Source organism: Ahniella affigens, assembly GCF_003015185.1.
GTDB lineage: Bacteria > Pseudomonadota > Gammaproteobacteria > Xanthomonadales > Ahniellaceae > Ahniella > Ahniella affigens.
On the sequence record NZ_CP027860.1, the window covers coordinates 2,903,345 to 2,921,503 of the forward strand.

Annotated in this window: 10 protein-coding genes; 8 read left to right on the forward strand and 2 right to left on the reverse strand. The window is 60.5% G+C overall.

Going from position 1 to position 18,159, the window contains the following annotated elements; genetic code table 11:
- The first annotated feature begins 143 nt into the window (after positions 1-143).
- Entirely contained in the window at positions 144-950 is an 807-nt protein-coding gene (locus C7S18_RS11150) for a cobalamin-binding protein (RefSeq protein ID WP_106891638.1), read from the forward strand.
- Between the two features lie 172 nt (positions 951-1,122).
- Here C7S18_RS11150 and C7S18_RS11155 read toward each other — a convergent pair whose 3' ends face one another.
- Entirely contained in the window at positions 1,123-4,476 is a 3,354-nt protein-coding gene (locus tag C7S18_RS11155) for a hypothetical protein (protein WP_146151883.1), read from the reverse strand.
- A 233-nt stretch (positions 4,477-4,709) separates the two neighbouring features.
- Entirely contained in the window at positions 4,710-8,066 is a 3,357-nt protein-coding gene (locus C7S18_RS11160; RefSeq protein ID WP_106891640.1) for a hypothetical protein, read from the reverse strand.
- Between the two features lie 632 nt (positions 8,067-8,698).
- Here C7S18_RS11160 and C7S18_RS11165 point away from each other — a divergent pair.
- The 7 genes from C7S18_RS11165 to C7S18_RS11195 all read left to right on the forward strand — a co-directional run bounded on the left by C7S18_RS11165 (position 8,699) and on the right by C7S18_RS11195 (position 18,127).
- Positions 8,699-10,060 carry an Ig-like domain-containing protein gene (locus tag C7S18_RS11165; RefSeq protein WP_146151884.1) on the forward strand — a complete coding sequence of 454 codons (1,362 nt, stop codon included), beginning with the start codon at positions 8,699-8,701 and terminating at the stop codon, positions 10,058-10,060.
- A 418-nt stretch (positions 10,061-10,478) separates the two neighbouring features.
- Complete coding sequence (locus tag C7S18_RS11170) at positions 10,479-11,942, forward strand: M23 family metallopeptidase (RefSeq protein ID WP_106891642.1); 1,464 nt, start codon at positions 10,479-10,481, stop codon at positions 11,940-11,942.
- A complete protein-coding gene (locus C7S18_RS11175; protein ID WP_106891643.1) occupies positions 11,942-13,048 on the forward strand; it encodes an anhydro-N-acetylmuramic acid kinase in 1,107 nt (368 codons plus the stop codon). Before C7S18_RS11170 ends, C7S18_RS11175 begins: the two co-directional genes overlap by 1 nt.
- 236 nt (positions 13,049-13,284) lie before the next feature.
- A complete protein-coding gene (gene hemB / locus C7S18_RS11180) occupies positions 13,285-14,277 on the forward strand; it encodes a porphobilinogen synthase (protein WP_206208012.1) in 993 nt (330 codons plus the stop codon).
- A gap of 22 nt (positions 14,278-14,299) precedes the next feature.
- Positions 14,300-16,774 (forward strand): ATP-dependent helicase HrpB, encoded by a 2,475-nt coding sequence (gene hrpB / locus C7S18_RS11185; protein ID WP_106891645.1) that lies wholly within the window; start codon positions 14,300-14,302, stop codon positions 16,772-16,774.
- Between the two features lie 105 nt (positions 16,775-16,879).
- Complete coding sequence (locus C7S18_RS11190; RefSeq protein WP_106891646.1) at positions 16,880-17,308, forward strand: hypothetical protein; 429 nt, start codon at positions 16,880-16,882, stop codon at positions 17,306-17,308.
- A gap of 396 nt (positions 17,309-17,704) precedes the next feature.
- Positions 17,705-18,127 carry a nuclear transport factor 2 family protein gene (locus tag C7S18_RS11195; RefSeq protein WP_106891647.1) on the forward strand — a complete coding sequence of 141 codons (423 nt, stop codon included), beginning with the start codon at positions 17,705-17,707 and terminating at the stop codon, positions 18,125-18,127.
- Positions 18,128-18,159 lie beyond the last annotated feature (32 nt).

Here is an 18,159-nt window from a genome sequence, read left to right on the forward strand (position 1 = left end):
ACATCCAAGGCAAACAGAAGAATGACCCCCGATCATAGCGAATTTGGCCGGTCTTTCGCATATTTCGCGTGTGATCAAAGCCTTACACGACCGCCCTCGGCGTCTGCGTGCAAAGCGGCCACCAACTGAGGCACCATCGCCGGATGAGCCTTTACCCCGAACGCATCGTCTGCCTGACCGAAGAACCGACCGAAGTCCTGTACGCGCTGGGCGAACAGGACCGGATTGTTGGGATTTCCGGGTTCACCGTCCGCCCAGCCCGGGCCCGCAAGGAAAAGCCCAAGGTCTCGGCCTTTCTGAGCGCCAAGATCGACCGGATCCTCGACCTGAAACCCGATCTCGCAATCGGGTTTTCGGACATTCAGGCCGACATTGCCCAAGCGCTGATCAAGGCCGGCATCGAGGTCTGGATCAGCAACCATCGGTCGATCGAGGGGATCCGGGGCTACATCTTGCGGCTTGGCGCCATGGTCGGCGCCGCTGCCAGGGCCGAACACTACCTCGGCGAGATCGATCGGCAGATGGACCATATCCGGGCCCGAGCCGCCGCCCTGCCCTGGCGGCCGCGCGTCTACTTCGAGGAATGGGATGAACCGAGAATCAGCGCGATTCGCTGGGTCTCAGAACTCATTGAACTCGCCGGCGGCCAGGACATTTTTCCCGAACGTGCCAAAGCGAGCCTGGCGAAGGACCGCATTCTGCCCGACGACAGCGAGATCATTGCCCGCAACCCGGAGTTGATTCTGGGCTCCTGGTGCGGCAAGCGCTTCCGGCCTGAACTGGTCGCGGCCAGACCCGGCTACCCGGCCATTAGCGCTGTTCGCATGGGGCATGTTTACGAGATCAAGTCACCGATCATCTTGCAACCGGGGCCTGCTGCGCTGACTGATGGTCTTTCGGCGTTGCACCAAGCCATTTCCCGCTGCATAAAGCTTCGGGACAAGGATTGATCGCCGGGGCATTCGTTTAGGGAGGGTCTGAATAAGTCCATCCTGGACTTTCAAACCCGCACTGAGTCCGGCACGTGTCCGGACTCAGTGCCCCAAAATCAAGCACTTGCGTGCTTGATTCTGGGCGGGCCATCCATGGCCCGAATCGCCTCTGAACTTGTTCAGAGGCTCCTTAGTCTTCGAATCCATCCGCCAGCAACACGTCTTGACTAGTCCCAGTCCCGCGAATCGTCAACGTCTGGCTATCACCATTGCTGGATTGAAAGGTCAGCACCTGCTCGAAGAACCCAACACCCACGGGCGCAAACTCGATTCGTTGCACACACGCACCGTGCGCCGGAACCAAGACACCTGGCGATGCGTCGCAGGTGCCGCTGCCCGAGGTGGCAAACGGCGGCAACACTGGCGTCGTACGACTGATCGTACGCGCAACGGTGTCAGGATTACCTACCTCAATAGCTGAGGAGTACGCCGCATTGCCAATCAGCACCGTCCCGAGATCAACCACACTGGGAAAAATACCAATTCCGCCACTGGTTCCAAAGCCCCGCAATACGGCGGGCACGTCAATCGGCGCGCCGCCCTGGTAGCCTGCACTTCCAGACAACGTGGCAATAGCATCCACCGGACCCGTACCGAACGGCAAAAATGTCGCTTGCAGGCTGCAAGGGGTCGCCCCACTCACCGTAACGGGAAAAGCACCGCAATTGCCGTTGCCGATGTGTGTGAATGGCGATAGCACGCCGACCAGATTGTCGATTCGCCACCAGGCCGGGCTGCCGCCGTTGACCAAATCCAGCGATACGGGAACAGTGTTACCCACACGCGCGAACACACGATTCGCCGTGGCGGCACTAAGTACTGGGGCCACCACATCTCCCTCAAGCGATGTAAAGGATGTCTGACCATCTTGGGAGATCAGGCGCAGTGAGCCGCGATAGGACCCCGGCGCGTTCGACTCCAGATGAACACGGAGATCGCAAGATTCCCCCGCATCAAGACCGATTCCGAAGCCACAAGTACTATTCTGTTCGAAGAAGGCGCCTTGTTGATCAAAGACGATGCTGGCGCCCAGTACTGCCGCTCCAGGTAGGGCGACATTCGCGACGGCAAGCGTCTGAACGTTGCTGCGCTCACCCGTCATGACAGTCCCAAACTGCAATCTGAAGCTCGACACAGCGAGATCACCTTGAGGCTGCCCGCCGCCGAGTTCGTCGGCCCCCAAATCCACCAGTCCATCGCCTCCTGGACGGAAATCATCATCAATATCCAAGGGCATAGGCGGGTCTAGGTTGGTGGCGCCGACATGGTGTGCGGGCGAGTCACCGCGAAGATGCAACACATCCTTCAATTGAAACCTCGGATTCGCGTCCAGACTGTGCGTGCCACCCCCGGCAACGGCCAGCCAACTGGCCAGGGCCGGATAGTCCTGGTGGTTGTTGCCGGTACTGCGGCGAACCGCGACCCCACCGCTACCACCAGCATGGATCAGGTTGTAGTCATGGGTGCTGGAATGGCCGTCGACCAACCACAAAGCGACATGAGTCGTCGCCGCCTGCTCGTTAGTGTGCACATTCGCGATCACGTTATTTTCTAGAAGCGCCGCCGACGGCGCCACCACTTGCACGGCACTTGTCGGCACACCACCGCCGCCCGGCCCGCCCTCGACCAGGACACTATTCTGGCGGAATAGAACCTGACCGGTTCCTTCAATCCGAACGCCAGTCATGGCCAGATCGCCCGTGATCTGCGACGCATCTGGCCTTCTTCCTAGATAAACCGAGTTGTCATGAACGCGCAGCGAACTCGCCGTTTTCAACGACATGCCTTGCAAACTGGCCAGACCGCCTTCTCGGGCCTGCAGCGTAAACACAGCATTGTGCGACACCTCATTGAGCCCCGTGGTCGCGTCAGACTCAACCGAAATGCCTTGCACCATCGGCGCCGCGACGCTGTAGCTATTGCTGAGGTCATACACGCGGTTCTTGATGACCAGCGCGCTACCGTTGGCTGGCGCCCGAACCCAGATCCCTTGTGTCGCGGGCAAGCCATTCGGCCCGCCATAGCTTGGGCCAGAAATGCGCGTGATCGTGTTCGACTGGATATCGTTGTTCTGGCAATCGCTCTGAATCCCGACGACTCGCCCGCCCAACGGTGACGCGGACTCGCTGATCAGGGAGGCGAATTCACGGTCACCAATCCGAGCGTTGCGGATACGCAGCAGGGCGCCACCATTTTGGCTGGCGGTACAGAGCACGCCATGGAGCCGGAAATCGGTCAAGCCGCCAACACTTCGCACGCGCATGTCGCGAATATCGAGACCATTGATGAGCAATTCCGCCGGGCCACGCATGGCGATTGCGGTCACTTCTGTTGGCGATCCTGTGTTGGTCTCGACCAGCAGCGGACCGATCTCGTTGTTGTTCGCCGTAAACGCCCCGCTGGCGATGTTGATACCGACGAAGGCCGCGCTGTCGCCGATTCCCGATGCATTAGCGCCGGTGCGCTGCAAGCGCGTGATTTGGTTGAAGTGCGCTGACCCCACCTGGTCGGGCGGCAGGCGCAGAAAGATGCCAATGATCTTGGCATTACCGCCCGAAAACACATTGTCCGAAGTATCCACATCGCGAGCGCCGAAGCGATTCCCCCCCACATCGATGGCGCCAGCATTGACAGCCGCTGTCGTGACATCGACGTGGATGCCGTGATGCGTCACCGGTGTGGTCAGCGTATCGAATTGCCGGACAACAGACTGATGAATCTGATTGCCACCAATCGTCATCGTGTGGCAGCCATTGCCCACATAGATGGCCGCTGTATTGGCGCCGGGCGCGAAGACGTCCACAAAGCGGTTCGAACCCACGGTGATTGAGGCATTACCAGCTTCTGCCGACGTTACCGAGCCGAGGCAGAAAAAGCCTTGGCGTAGCGCGCTGTTCGTCGTCGGCGCGCCAATCACGTTGTTGGTAGCGGTTACCGTGTCGATGCCTTGCCCGGTCGCGCCGCTGATAATGACTGCGCCGCCCGGCGTGCCCATCGGCACCGTCGCACGACTGTAAATGGTCAGCCCCGTAAGCGCCGCACCTTGAATCTCGCCACGCAAACGGATTGTGCTGGTCCCCGCAACGTTACTCGTATTCGAGTTGCTGATCTCCAGCGATCCGTTGTTGAGTTGGTTGCCATCAATCTGCACCTGATCCGCACCATTCAGATCAATCAAAGGCAACCCGGCCCCTGGATCACCGACGATACGGCGAACGCCAATCGGCTGCACCACCACGCTGCCGTATTGCGCCGCGCCGACGCCACTGGCGTTCAGCACGGCTGAGTTCGTCTCGGTGGTGTCTGCCAGAATCTCGATTTGAATGTCACCTTGATGCGCCCCGTTGTTGACCGCATCAAACGCAGCCTTCAAGGTCGGATACAGCATCGGGTTTGGGCTGACCCGGACGTTCTGCGCAAGCACCGGCCCCACGTTGACAAAAAGTAAGCCGAAAATCAGGACTGACGACAAGCGTTGAATCATGAGGACCATTGGGACAGTAAGGTGAGGATGCGCCCCTGGCGTCTCCGCGGGACTTGCGCGCGAAGTTTGCCCACTTTCTCATAAGCACGCCATTCGCTTTGACATTCGTCGCCAAATTGGCTCTGATTGTGTCCACGAGTATCCCTGTGACGTGAGACAGATCAGGCGCAATACATCACGTAGGCGTCGCTACCACGGCAACCTGACCCACGAAGCCGCAGGCGTCGGCCGTGTTACTCAAACCCATCCGCATGCAGCACGCCAGCTGGCACGCCCGTACCGCGCAGGAGCACAGTCATGGCGTCGCCATCACTGGACTGCACCGTCAGCGTCTGTTCGAACACACCCGGCCCAATGGGCGAGAAGCCGACACGCTGCACGCACGATGCATGCGCCGCGACCGACACGCCCGGCGATGCCGCGCACGTCGTGCCCGCAGCCTCGAAAAATGGAGCCTGAACTGGCGTCACTACAGCGACACTGCGGGCCGCCAAATCGCCGTTGCCGAGGTAAGCCGTCAGGGGTTCGGCGCTTGCGCCGACCTCGACATTACCAAAGTTCAGCACCGTGGGAAGTGCGCCCAAGGTGTTGGTTGTACCGACCGCTTGAATGATGACCGGCGACACCCACGGCAGACCACCATAAAATCCAGCCCGTCCGCGAACAAACGCAAACGAATTCGCAGAACCCGCCGTATTCGGCGCAAACTGAAGGTCCAAAGTGCATCCCTGCATCGGACCAAGTTGCACCGGTAGCGGCCCGCAAGTTCCGTTACCGATCAGGCTGAAAGGGGTAGATAGGTTGTTGATTGCGTCGATCTGCCAATAGTCAGGCACGCCAAGATTCTCGAGTTGCAAACTCGCAGCGACGGTGCTGAAGACGCGCGCAAACAGGGGGCTTTCTATCCCTGCGCGCAGCGTCGGGGCCACAACTTCGCCAGTCAACGAAACGAAAGCAGTCTCGCCTCGGCTCGAAGAGATGCGCAGACTGCTTTGCACCGGCGCAGCCGTCTCCGATTGCATCACCAGTCCAATCACGCAGCTGTCGCCCGGCGCCAGACTTGAGCCTGGCGAACACGTCGTCCCATCGCCAAACGTGATCCCGTTTTGGAAGTCGATGTCGTACTGAACCGTGATCCCCTCTGCTATGGCCGGTGCATCATTTGCCAAGACGAGAGACTGTACCGGGCTATATTCACCGGTTATGACTGTCCCGAAGTCGATCGAAGAACGCGATACCGAAAGTGAACCTGGCTCAACCCCGGGCACGTGCTCATCGGCACCGAGATCCGCCAGCCCGTCGGTTCCCGGGCGCGGATCATTGTCGATATCGAACGCATCAAGTCCGCTCAATCCGATCGGCGTCAGGGCAATGTTTCGGGCGACCGAATCAGCCCGCAGATGCAACACGTTGTTCAGCATGAATCCCGGCTCGTCGCTGAGATTGTGCGTCCCCCCGCCCACAAGCGATTGCCAACTGGCGAGATCGTTAAAGTCCTGATTGACCGTGCCGTTGCTGCTTCGAATCAGAACGCCACCCACCCCGCTAGCATCGTAGAGATTGTAGTCATGCTGGTTGGAGTAACCATCGACGAACCAGACTGCCACATGCTGGCCGGTGCCAGTGTCGTTGCTGCGCTGATTGGCGATCACGTTGTTCTGCATCAATGCCTGGGTCGGTGCCAAAAGCTCGATCGCCCGCGTCGCCTCAGATCCGGTAACGCCTTCCCCAGTGAGCAGCACGCTGTTATGCAGAACAGACGCCGTGCCTGTTCCTTCCAGCCGAATACCGCCCATCGCCATACCGGCTCGAATCGGTGACCCATCCCAGTTCTCGCCGAGCTTGACGGAATTGCCATAGACGAGGGTTGAACTACTGGATTTGATGCGTAAGCCTTGCAGCATCGCGTTCGGCGCATCGGCCTGGAGCCCGTAGATCGCGTTCAAGGAGACGCTGTTGATGCTCGCAGTCGCCGAATTGTCGACCATGATTCCTTGCACGGTTGCCGAGCCGGAAAGGCTGCTCGAACGCAAGTGCGACACTTGGTTGTTGCGAATATTCGCGAGACCATTTGCTTGGTTGCGCACATAAAGGCCGAGCACAGCAGAAACCGCACCATCCCCGGCCTCGCCCGGAGCAACCAGCCCGGCAATCGTGCTGTTGGTGACGAGTGATCGCGCACATTCGCTATAGACACCGGAAACCTGTCCGCCCAGCGGCGAAGTGGATTCGACCACCAGCGAATCCGACAACAAGCCGCCCACCCGCGCGAACGACAGGTTCAGTTCGGACAGGGCACCAGGCGCCTGCACGCACTGAATCCCATAAAGGCGAAGCTGCGTTTGGCCACTTGGGGATCTCGACTTGATGTCATACAGCCAGGGATTGAATGCCAAGAGATCGCCAGAGCCATAGAGCCCCATTCCCACAACATCCGCAGCGCCCGCCCAATTGGTCTCGAATACAAAGGGGCCAAACCGGTCGTTAAAGCTGCCATGGTATGAACGCGTCACCAGCAAGCCCGCGAACGGCGCCGCCACACCGACACCACTCGAGTCCGCGTTCAGGCGCTGGATCCGGCCAACCAGATTGTCCCGAGACTCGGTGAGCTGGTCGGGGCCCGAGTCGATGAAGATCCCAACGAATTTTCCATTGCCGTCGACCAAACGCATATCCGCACTGCTATTTGGCCCACTGCCGCCGATCGTGTTACGAAGCAGGTAGATGGGATTCGGCGCTGCAGCGACGCTAGTTGCATGAATCCGGATCCCGAAATGTGTCGGCGCGATACGTGGCGACCCAAAATGCTGGATTCGGCTCTGATAGATCTCGTTGTCTGTAATGGCAAGCCCATGACAACCATTGCCAATCTGAATGGCGGCACTGTCGGCGTCGCTCGAGAAGATGTTGGCGAACCGATTTCGACTGACGGTGAGCGCGGCATTGCCCGCGGCGACTGAATCCGTCGCGCCGGTGCAAAAGAATCCTTGCGTCAAGGTTGAATCATTTTGCGAACTGCCAATAAGGTTGCCGTCGATCAGAACTGAATCGACCCCTTCACCCAAGGTGTCGCTAATCACCAACGCCCCACCAGCGGCGCCCATGGGGACGGTGGCGTCGCTGAAAATTCGAAGATTGCTGAGATTTGCAGTCCGAATGTCGCCTCGCAGCCGTATGGTGCTGGTGCCCACGGTGTGGGACTGACTGAAGTTGCTGAAAGTCAGGGTGTTGCCATCGTGGTTGATGCCATTGATCGTCACGTTGTCGGCACCGTTGAGATCAACCATGGGTTGCCCATTGCCTGGGTTGCCAGCAACTGTTCTGGCGCCGACCGGCACCATCGTGACGGATGCATACGACGCTGCTCCGACACCACTCGCATTCAGGACGGCAGTCGTGTTCTCGACCGTATCTTCCAGAATTTCAATCTGAACGGTGCCGGCATGTGCCCCCGCATTGATTGCATCAAACGCTGCTTTCAACGTCGGATAAGACGATGGGTTTGGGCTGACTTGGACATTTTGCGCAGTTGCCGATCCGGCAACAATCAGGGCCGACAATAGTGCGCACTTCAGAACTGGAGACCGCATGCAAATCCTTTGTGACCGATTAAAAGCATCTGAATGAGTCCGTCGTGAACGTTCAGACTTTGCTTACGTGACGACTGAACGCGCTAAGGAGGGTCTGAATAAGTCCATCCTGGACTTTCAGACCCACAATGAGTCCGGCACATGTCCGGACTCATTGCTCCAGAATCAAGCACTAGCGTGCTCGATTCTGGGCGGGCCATCCATGGCCCGCATCGCCTCTGAACTTGTTCAGAGGCTCTCAAACTTGAGTTACTCGAAATCAGACCCCGGCGTCGCGCACCGACCACCACCAATGTCCGCGCAGCGGCTCCGGTGTGGCTCGGTCGCGCCAATGGGCGCTCACACCGACGATTTGCGGTGCGAGATTCCCCCAACTGGCCGCGAAATTTGCGAACTGTCGAGGTGTTTCAAAGCCCTCGGTTCTCACTGTACGAGGCTTGTGCAGGATTTGGCGACTGTATCGCCGCCTCTTGTGGTGAATCACAGTTTCGCGAGACGCTTAATGACAGGCAGTCGCTGAACACGCCCAGCGGCGATTCGGGCCGTCCTTGGCCCGATCACAACGTCCAACGGACAAAGCCGCAGAGTTCTTGTGCTGATACACTGCGAGTGCGAGTAGAGCGGAGGCAATCATGGGCATGCTGAACCGTACCGCGATGTGGCTGATTGGGTTGGCATGGTGCACCCCTTGCTTGGGTGGCACATTGACGAATCTTGCCATGACACCCGCTGTGACGACGGTTGGCACCACGACCCAGTACACCGTGACGTTTCGCGCGCCGTCGACGACCTTCGGACCCAATCGCGCGTTGCGCATCAATAACGCCGCGGGCGCTGGCGGCAACACCAATTTCCAGGGTGCCACCGTGCAGTCGGCCAGCGGCGGGTTGACGCTTACGGTTGGACTGGCGGCGGCCACTGAAATCTACGTTTATCCCTCAGCTGGGAGCCCGACGGTAGCGGCCAACACCACGATCACTATCGTGTTCAACGGCATCACCAACCCGATCGTCACCAACGGCAACCCGTACGCCTTGGAAGTGGGTGTTCTCGATGGCTCTGCCATCGATACCGGCACCGCTCCGGGAAACACCTACACCGCCAATCCCGCCCCGTTCGTCGTGACGCCGATTCCAGATCAGACCAACCTGGAAGAGCAATCCGGACAAGTCGTCGTGGCCAGCAACCTGAACACTCATTTCAGTGATGGCGATGGCGACCCGTTGAGCTTTGCGATCCAGAGCAATTCCAATGCTGCGGCGGTCACGCCGCAGATCATTGGCAACAGTCTGCGCGTGACGCCAAATGGATTTGGGACCGCCACGATCACGATTCGGGCCAGCGACGGGCAGGAGGGATTTGCCGACGATACGTTCATGGTGCGCGCGATCGGATTCTTGAGTAGTCCGGGCGTGACGCCGGGCGACACCATCGTCGGCCGCACCACGAGCTATACCCTGAGTTTCACGACCGACACCGCAGTATCAGCAGGCGACTTCCTCGCGTTCTATACCGGCGTCGGCGGGGCCAATCAGACCAACAGCGCGCTCGTCTCTCTGAGTGGTGGGCTCAGCGGCACCAAGACCAGCGGTGGCAGCACGGGCACCGTCATTCGCATCGACAGCGGCAGCATTGCGGCGCACACAGCCATGACGCTGGTGCTCGGGAATCTGGTGAACCCATTGGTCGCCGGAACCAGCCCGCAGTACCTGATCGAAAAGACCGACGGCAGCCAAACCCAAGACTATGCTCGCTTGCTGGGGACGCAATTTTTCGACCCGCCAGACAGCGTTTTTGCCAACAGTTTTGAAGACAGCGGTTTGACGATCTGGAAATCCGTTTGGCCGACCGACGGCTCGGCTGCGGCAGTGATTTGGTATGACCCCATCAGTGATCGCTATCGCATTGGTGAGGAGATCCGCGCGGGCGATGATCCGACCTTGAATCCGTGGCTTCGGGCAGCGATTTCAACCGGGAATCTGCCACCGAATTAACGCAACAGGCAGGCGCAATCGTTCAGCCGAGCGCAACAGGGTCGACCCGCTTGGTGCGGCCGTTGCACGAGGCCTGGGTCTCGTAGCCTTGGCGTCTCGAAGCCAGGGGAACTCGATTCACGAGTCTGCGGCCACATGAACCCCAAACCTGAACCGACTGGATGCGCCCAACCTACTCGAATCGTTAAAACCGTGTTAAGACTTTCGTTCAGTTTTCCCTTTTAGAACAAGGGTTTGACGAGACATTCTGAGGCAGGTTATTGTCCAGCCTTCGCCCTAGTGAAGTGACTGTGAGTCCATGCTGCGACCAGCCGCCCTTGCTGCCCAGCTCTTGCCTGCCTTCACGGGTATTCCCATACCTTGCCTGATGCCTGGCGCGTGTGCGCCGGCCTCAGCTGATTGATTGGACCCTGCACGCATGCTGTTTCGAAACGACGACGAGAAAAGCCGGCAGCGCCAACGCCGCCAAGCCCTTCGCCGCCACGCCCAGCGCCGGCACAAGCATTTTTACAACGCCTGGCCCGACTGGAGCTTCATCCAGAACTTCCGCGCCGCGCCGGTCACTTGGCGCAGCGAACGCGGAATGATCACGATTGTCGCCGGCATTCTGGCGCTGCTTGCGCTCGTCGTACTGCCCAGCTGGGCGGCGGTGTTCGGGCGCGGGGAACTGCCGCTCGGGCCTACCATTCCGCTGGTCTTGCCCGCAATGACCACCGACGCGCCCACCTGGAAGGACGATCGCCAAGCGCTGATCAACGGCGTTTACACTCGGATCGATGAAGCCGGGATGTGGACAACCATCACGGTCGAGAAAGGACAGACACTCGGCGCAATCTTTGCCGAGATCGGCGTCAATGGCAGCCATCTGGCGCAGCTCCTGGGCCAGATGAAGGACTCGCGGGCCCTGACCACGCTCAAGCCGGGTGAAAAGCTGGGCGTCAAACGTGCGCCGGACGGCCATCTCCTCGCCATTCAGTACGACGCCGACGGCAACACCCGGAAACTGGTCGAGTGGCATGGCGATCGCGTTCAGGAATCGACGATTGAGCGTCCTCTCGAACGCCGCACCCACGTGGCGTCCGGCATCATCGAGAGTTCCCTGTTTGCCGCCGCTGAAGACGCCGGCCTCAGCGATGACATGGTGGTCGAATTGGCCAAGGTGTTCGGTTACGACATCGACATGGCGCAGGACCTGCGTAAGGGTGACAAGTTCTTCGTGGTCTACGAGGCCAGCTATCGCGATGGCGAGCCGGTCGCCGGCGGTCGGGTGTTGGCGGCAACGTTCTACAACCGCGCCAAGCGCTTCGAAGCGGTTGGCTACCAGCGCGCCGGCGGCGATTTCGAGTATTACGACCAGAGCGGCCGACCGCTGCGCAAGGACTTCATCCGCACGCCGGTCGAGTTCTCCCGGATCAGCTCGCGGTTCTCCTCCGCCCGCAAGCATCCGGTGCTCGGCACCGTGCGCGCGCATCGCGGCGTCGACTACGCGGCCCCGTCCGGCACGCCAATCATTGCTGCGTCCAATGGCAAGGTCAGCTTTTCTGGCTGGCAGAATGGCTATGGCAACGTGATCATTCTCGATCATGGACGCGGCTACTCGACGCTCTACGGGCATATGTCCCGGCGTGTGGCCAACCGTGGTGTCCGCGTGCGTCAGGGCGAGGTCATTGGCTACGTCGGCATGACCGGACTCGCCAGTGGCCCGCATCTGCACTATGAATTCCGCGTCAACGGCGTGCACCGCGATCCGCTGAAGGTCACGATGCCGCCACCAGAACGCCTGCCACTGACCTTGATGGCAGCGTTCCAGAAAGCGGTCAAGCCATCGCTTTATTTGCTCGCCCGGTTGGAAGGCCCGTTCCCGACCACGGTTCAGAAGTAATGCTCGCGCTGGGTTTAATCTCTGGGACCAGTGCTGACGCCATCGATGTTGCATTGATCGAAACCGAGCCCAGGCCACGGCTTGTGGCCACCCATGCCGAACCCTACACAACCGCTTTGCGCGAGAGCATTCTCGCGCTGAGCCAGAGCGGAACCATTTCGTTGCAGGCTCTCGGTGAACTCGACGTGGCGATTGCGCGGGCATTTGCGCAGGCCGCGATCAATCTGCTGTTCAAAACCAATCGGAGTCCGGCCGATGTCGCCGTGCTCGGCTCGCATGGCCAGACTGTCTGGCATGCGCCCGATTCGGACCTCCCATTCACGATGCAACTCGGCGATCCAAATGTCATCGCCGAATTGACTGGCATCACCACCGTGGCCGATTTCCGCCGTCGCGATATTGCTGCGGGCGGTCAAGGTGCGCCCTTGGTGCCCGCATTTCACCAAGCCCTGTTCCACTACGCCGATGAAGATCGGGCAATCCTCAATCTCGGCGGCATTGCCAACCTGACCCTGCTCTCTGGCAACGGCAACGTGCGTGGCTTCGACACCGGGCCTGCCAACGCGCTGCTCGATGCGTGGTGCCAGCAAAACTGGGGTATGCCGTGTGATGCGGATGGCGCGTTCGCCGCGTCGGGTCGCGTCATTCAGGGCCTGCTCGATGAATTGATGCAAGAACCCTACTTCGCCCGCCCCGCGCCGAAAAGCACTGGTCGTGAGTACTTCAATCTGAATTGGCTGCAACAGCGACTTGGCCCACGCCCGAGCCTGTCTGCGACTGATCTGCAAGCCACGCTGTTGCAACTCAGTGCCCGGTCAATCGCCGAAGCACTGAAGCGCGAAGCCCCGAACACCCGCCGCGTGTTCGCGTGCGGCGGCGGCGTGCAGAATCCCGTACTGATGGATGCGATCGCCCGCGCGATCGCCCCGATCGAATTGGCGACCGTCGCCGCCCTGGGCGTCAATGCCGAATTCCTCGAAGCCATGGCGTTTGCGTGGATGGCTGCCGAAACCCTGCAAGGCCGCGCGAGCAATCTGCCGGCGGTGACGGGTGCCAAAGGTCGGCGGGTGTTGGGTGTAATTGCGTCGCCTTTTCGCTCGAACTGATCGTTTTGCGCTGAGGCGCAAGGTGCCGTGCCACATGGTCGCAAGTAATCCCCTCCCACCCTCGCCCGCGATCGCGGGTGAGCGAGAACTCCCTCTCCCACGCGAGTGGGAGAGGGCTGGGGAGAGGGCTACTTGCGACAGAACAGCAAGGCGAGGGCAGTGGCGAGAACAGTCTCTGAAGAGTGCTTCTCGCCGACTATGCGATAATGTCGAGTCACCAATTCAAGGGCGATTCCATGAGCTTCCCCAACACCCGCATGCGGCGCATGCGACGCGATGATTTCTCCCGTCGGCTGATGCGTGAGCACCAACTTACCGTCAACGATCTGATCTGGCCGACGTTCGTCTGCGAAGGCAAGAACGTCCGTGAGCCAGTCGGTTCGATGCCGGGCGTCAATCGATTGTCGCTCGACCAACTACTGATCGATGCCGAGCGTGCGGCCAAGCTCAAAGTGCCAGCGATTGCGTTATTTCCGGTCACCCCTTTGGAAGCCAAATCGCTTGACGCGGCAGAAGCCTGGAACCCAATGGGCCTCGCCCAGCGTGCGGTGCGTGAGTTGAAGAAGCATTTCCCGGAAGTCGGCGTGATCACCGATGTGGCGCTCGATCCGTTCACGACCCACGGTCAGGATGGATTGATCAACGACGACGGCTACGTGGTCAACGACGACACCACGGCGGCCCTCGTCAAACAGGCCCTCTCCCATGCAGAGGCTGGGGCAGACGTAGTCGCGCCGAGCGACATGATGGACGGTCGCATTGGTGCGATCCGCGAGGCGCTGGAGGCCCAAGGCTCGGCGAACACGCGCATCCTCTCCTATGCCGCCAAGTATGCATCGAGCTTCTATGGCCCATTTCGCGATGCTGTTGGCTCGGCCGGCAATCTCGGCAAAGGCAACAAGTACACCTATCAAATGGATCCGGCGAACTCGAACGAGGCCCTGCACGAGATCGCACTCGATCTCGAAGAAGGCGCCGATATGGTCATGATCAAGCCCGGCATGCCCTATCTCGACATCGTTCGCCGCGTCAAGGACGAGTTCAAAGTCCCGACGTTCGTGTATCAGGTCAGCGGCGAATACGCGATGCTCAAAGCCGCGTCGCAAAACGGCTGGTTGAGCGAGCAAGCCGTGGTGCTGGAATCGCTGCTGGCCATGAAACGCGCTGGCGCCGATGGCATTCTCACGTACTACGCACTCGACGCTGCTGAATGGCTGCGCGCTGGCTGAGTCCGCGCCAATCCACGATCACATGTCGCGCTTTCCAATTGAGCCCTTGTTGCCAGACATCCTGGCAACACTTGAGCATGCCTCACGCCTGGTGCTTGAGGCACCTCCAGGCGCCGGCAAGACCACGCAGGTTCCCCCCGCCCTACTCGCCGCCAGTTGGTGCACGGGCAAGATCCTGATGCTGGAGCCGCGGCGCATTGCCGCGCGCGCAGCTGCCGGTTTCATGGCCGAACAACGCGGCGAAGAGGTTGGCGGCACGGTTGGTTATCGCATCCGGTTCGAAAATCGCGTATCCGCCAACACGCGCATCGAAGTGGTGACTGAGGGCATCCTGACGCGCATGCTGCAGGATGACCCAACGCTCGACGGCATCAGCGCCGTGCTGTTCGACGAATTCCATGAGCGGCATCTGCATAGCGATCTGGCACTCGCGCTGTGCCTGGATGTGCAAGACAGCCTGCGTCCGGATCTGCGACTCCTGGTGATGTCGGCGACGCTCGATGGCGACAAGCTTGCGCGTTTTCTCGATTGCCCCCGCCTGACCGCCGAAGGGCGCAGCTTTCCGGTCACGATCGAGCATGTGAACGCACGCCCGAACGAAAGCACCGAGTTGCACATGAAGCGCGTGATCAAGCTCGCGCTCGAACAGCACGAAGGCGATCTGCTGTGCTTCCTGCCGGGCAAGGCCGAGATCGAACGCACGCGTGATCACGTGCAGGCGGAGTCGTGGCCGGTCGATGTATTGGCCCTGCACGGCGAGCTCAATCTGCAGGAGCAAGCCGCCGTGCTGCGGCCGGGCGAGCGCCGACGCGTCGTGCTGGCGACGAACGTTGCCGAATCCAGTTTGACAATTCCGAGCGTGCGCGTGGTCATCGATGCCGGGCTTGCGCGCGAACCGAGCTTTGATCCGGGCAGCGGCATGTCGCGCCTGGAGACGGTATCGATCGCGCAATCCTCAGCCACCCAGCGCGCCGGTCGCGCGGGACGCGTCGCACCGGGTCACTGCTATCGCTTGTGGCCGGAGTCGCAGCGCCTCGAACCCGGCACGCGCCCGGAGCTGATGCGCGTTGAATTGAGCGGCTTGGCGCTGGAAATTGCCGCATGGGGCAGCAATGATCTCCGCTTTCTCGATCCGCCACCCGCCGGCAATCTGGCGCAGGCGCGCGATTTGCTGATGGCGCTCGGCGCACTCGATATCGATGGCCGCTTGAACAACCATGGCCGCGCGCTGTTGAGCCTGGGCACGCATCCGCGATTGGCGAGTGCGGCCGCCAAAGCCCCAAAGTCGTTGAAATCACTCACCTGCGACTTGATTGCGATCCTTGAGGCCCGCGATCCGCTGCGCGGGGAAGCGCGTTTCAGTGACGATCTCGCCGATCGTTGGTTTGCGTTGCTCGACTTCCGCCAGAACCGACTCGACCGAAATCGCGCAGACCGTCATGTGCTCGCGCAGATCGACCAGAGCAGCAAGGCCTGGCACCGCCGCTTGAATTGCGCGCCGGGTGATCGCGATCTGGATCGCTACGCACTCGGCGATGTGTTGGCGTTTGCGTATCCAGACCGCATCGCCCGCCAGGACCCGGACAAACCCGAGCGTTATCAGCTGGCAAATGGTCGCGGCGCGAAACTACGACCCGGCGCGCAGCTTTATGGCGAGCCTTGGATCGTCATTGCCGAGATTCGGTATGACGAGAAGGACAGCTCGGTTCAACGCGCGGCCAGGCTTGATGACCGCTTCCTGAAACAACACTTCGCTGATCGCTTCATCGAGCAAACCGAGCTTCGATTCTTGCGCGAATCGAAAGCGGTCGAAGGTCAACGGGTCGAGCGCTTCGCCGGCATCGTGCTCGGCAGTCGGCACGTGCCCACACCGAAGAATGCCGAGACCACCAAGCTCTTGGTGCAAGGCATCCGCGAGCTTGGATTGGATGTGCTGCCTTGGAGCGAATCCCAACGCGAATTCTGTGCACGGGTGGAATTCCTGCGCCGCGCCGCGCCCGAGCAGAACCTGCCCGCCTGCGACGATGCCACGTTGCTCAGCACGCTGGACGATTGGCTATCGCCATTTCTCGATGGGGTCACCCGAGTCAGCCAGATCGACTCGGCGCAACTCGGCGAGGCGTTGCGCAGTCGACTCGACTACACGCAGAAGCAACTGCTGGATCGCGAGGCGCCGAGAGAGATCGAAGTCCCGAGCGGCATGACCCGGCGAATCAGCTATCTCGAAGGCGAGATCCCCGTGCTGGCGGTCAAACTGCAAGAGCTGTTCGGATTGGCCGACACCCCACGCGTTGGTTGCAACCGCGTGCCCCTGTTGCTGCACCTCCTGTCCCCCGGCCAGAAACCCATTCAAGTCACGCGCGACCTCAAAGGCTTTTGGGACCGCACCTACGCCGAGGTCAAGAAAGAGCTCAAGGGCCGCTACCCCAAGCATCCGTGGCCGGATGATCCTTGGACCGCCACGGCGACGCATCGGGCGAAGCCACGCGGGACGTAGCCCAGCACGAGAATCGGCAGCCTGGGCCCGACGTTGTCTGGATCACCACTTGCGCGACTAGCAAGCTTCTCGTTGTATTGGGCCACGCAACCCATCTGGCCCGCCATGACTGCCCTCGCCCGTGTGTTCGTTGTAAAGATCGCTGCCACTGTGCTGTTTTGGTGCGTGCCGCTGCTGCTGTTTCCAACAGACGTATTGGTCCGACTCGGAATCCCGGAACCCGGCAGCCTGCTGCTATTTGTGCGGCTACTTGGCTGGGCCTACCTCGCGCTATGTGTCGGCTACGGGTTTGGACTCGCCGCGGCCCTGAAGGGTCAACGCGCCATGGGCTCGATCGCGGCGGGCATCGTCAGCAATGGCGGCGCCTCTCTGTACCTCTGCTACTTCGGCCTTAGCGGGGCTTGGTCTGACTGGGGTGGCATCATGCCTTGGTTGCTATGGGCCTCGGCTGCGGTCACCGGCTTGCTTGCGGTCTTGCTGTATTGGTTCGGGGTACGCGGACGACCGGAGCCTACAGATACACATCACCAGTAATAGCGAACTGGCGGCACGCTCAATCAGGGCATAGCGTCAGCACGGCTGACGCGCCAATTGAGCGAGCGCCTGAATCGGTTTCGGCGCCGCCCGCGGATGACGCTGGTGGGAGTTCAGCCGCCCATAAGGTGCGCTTATTCGCGCATTAAACAGTCAGCGACGATGCGCGATTTTCACGACGGCGCAGTGTGGCAAGTAGCCCTCTCCCCAGCCCTCTCCCACTCGCGTGGGAAAGGAGCATTTCTCCCTCCCCCGCGATCGCGGGGGAGGGCTGGGGAGGGGGTTACTTGCGGTCAGAATCGTTACCAACCGAAATTTTGGGTTCGCAAAACCAAAGGGTTTTGGCGTGTTTGCTGAGCGGTTCGCACAACACCGCCAATTTGCTACGCTCAAACCATGGAAACGCACCCGATCGCCCGTTGGCACGAACTCGTGCAAAGCAAGAACCCGTCCGGCCTCATGACATTACTGGCTGATGACGCTGTGTTTATCTCGCCGGTCGTGCATGCGCCGCAACGTGGCAAGCCGGTGACGGCGGCGTACCTAGGCGCGGCGTTCCAGGTGTTCTTCAACCCAACGTTTCGCTATGTCCGCGAAATCATCGGGCCGACGGACGCCATGCTCGAGTTCGAAACCGAGATCGATGGCGTGCAAGTCAATGGCGTCGACATCATTCGCTGGAACGATGCTGGTCAGATCACCGAGTTCAAGGTCATGGTGCGTCCGCTGAAAGCGATTCAGTTGATCCATGAGCGCATGGCGGCCATGCTGGCGAGCAAGTCGGCGCCGCAACGACAAGACTCGGGCGGGTCTGAATAAGTCCATCCTGGACTTTCAGACCCGCATCGAGT

Excerpts from the sequence above, each read along its gene's own strand:
- C7S18_RS11170 (WP_106891642.1), top strand. The coding sequence starts at position 10,479 with ATGCTGTTTCGAAACGACGACGAGAAAAGCCGGCAGCGCCAACGCCGC.
- C7S18_RS11160 (WP_106891640.1), bottom strand. The coding sequence starts at position 8,066 with ATGCGGTCTCCAGTTCTGAAGTGCGCACTATTGTCGGCCCTGATTGTT.
- C7S18_RS11150 (WP_106891638.1), top strand. The coding sequence starts at position 144 with ATGAGCCTTTACCCCGAACGCATCGTCTGCCTGACCGAAGAACCGACC.
- hrpB (WP_106891645.1), top strand. The coding sequence starts at position 14,300 with ATGTCGCGCTTTCCAATTGAGCCCTTGTTGCCAGACATCCTGGCAACA.
- C7S18_RS11175 (WP_106891643.1), top strand. The coding sequence starts at position 11,942 with ATGCTCGCGCTGGGTTTAATCTCTGGGACCAGTGCTGACGCCATCGAT.
- C7S18_RS11155 (WP_146151883.1), bottom strand. The coding sequence starts at position 4,476 with ATGATTCAACGCTTGTCGTCAGTCCTGATTTTCGGCTTACTTTTTGTC.
- C7S18_RS11190 (WP_106891646.1), top strand. The coding sequence starts at position 16,880 with ATGACTGCCCTCGCCCGTGTGTTCGTTGTAAAGATCGCTGCCACTGTG.
- C7S18_RS11165 (WP_146151884.1), top strand. The coding sequence starts at position 8,699 with ATGGGCATGCTGAACCGTACCGCGATGTGGCTGATTGGGTTGGCATGG.
- C7S18_RS11195 (WP_106891647.1), top strand. The coding sequence starts at position 17,705 with ATGGAAACGCACCCGATCGCCCGTTGGCACGAACTCGTGCAAAGCAAG.
- hemB (WP_206208012.1), top strand. The coding sequence starts at position 13,285 with ATGAGCTTCCCCAACACCCGCATGCGGCGCATGCGACGCGATGATTTC.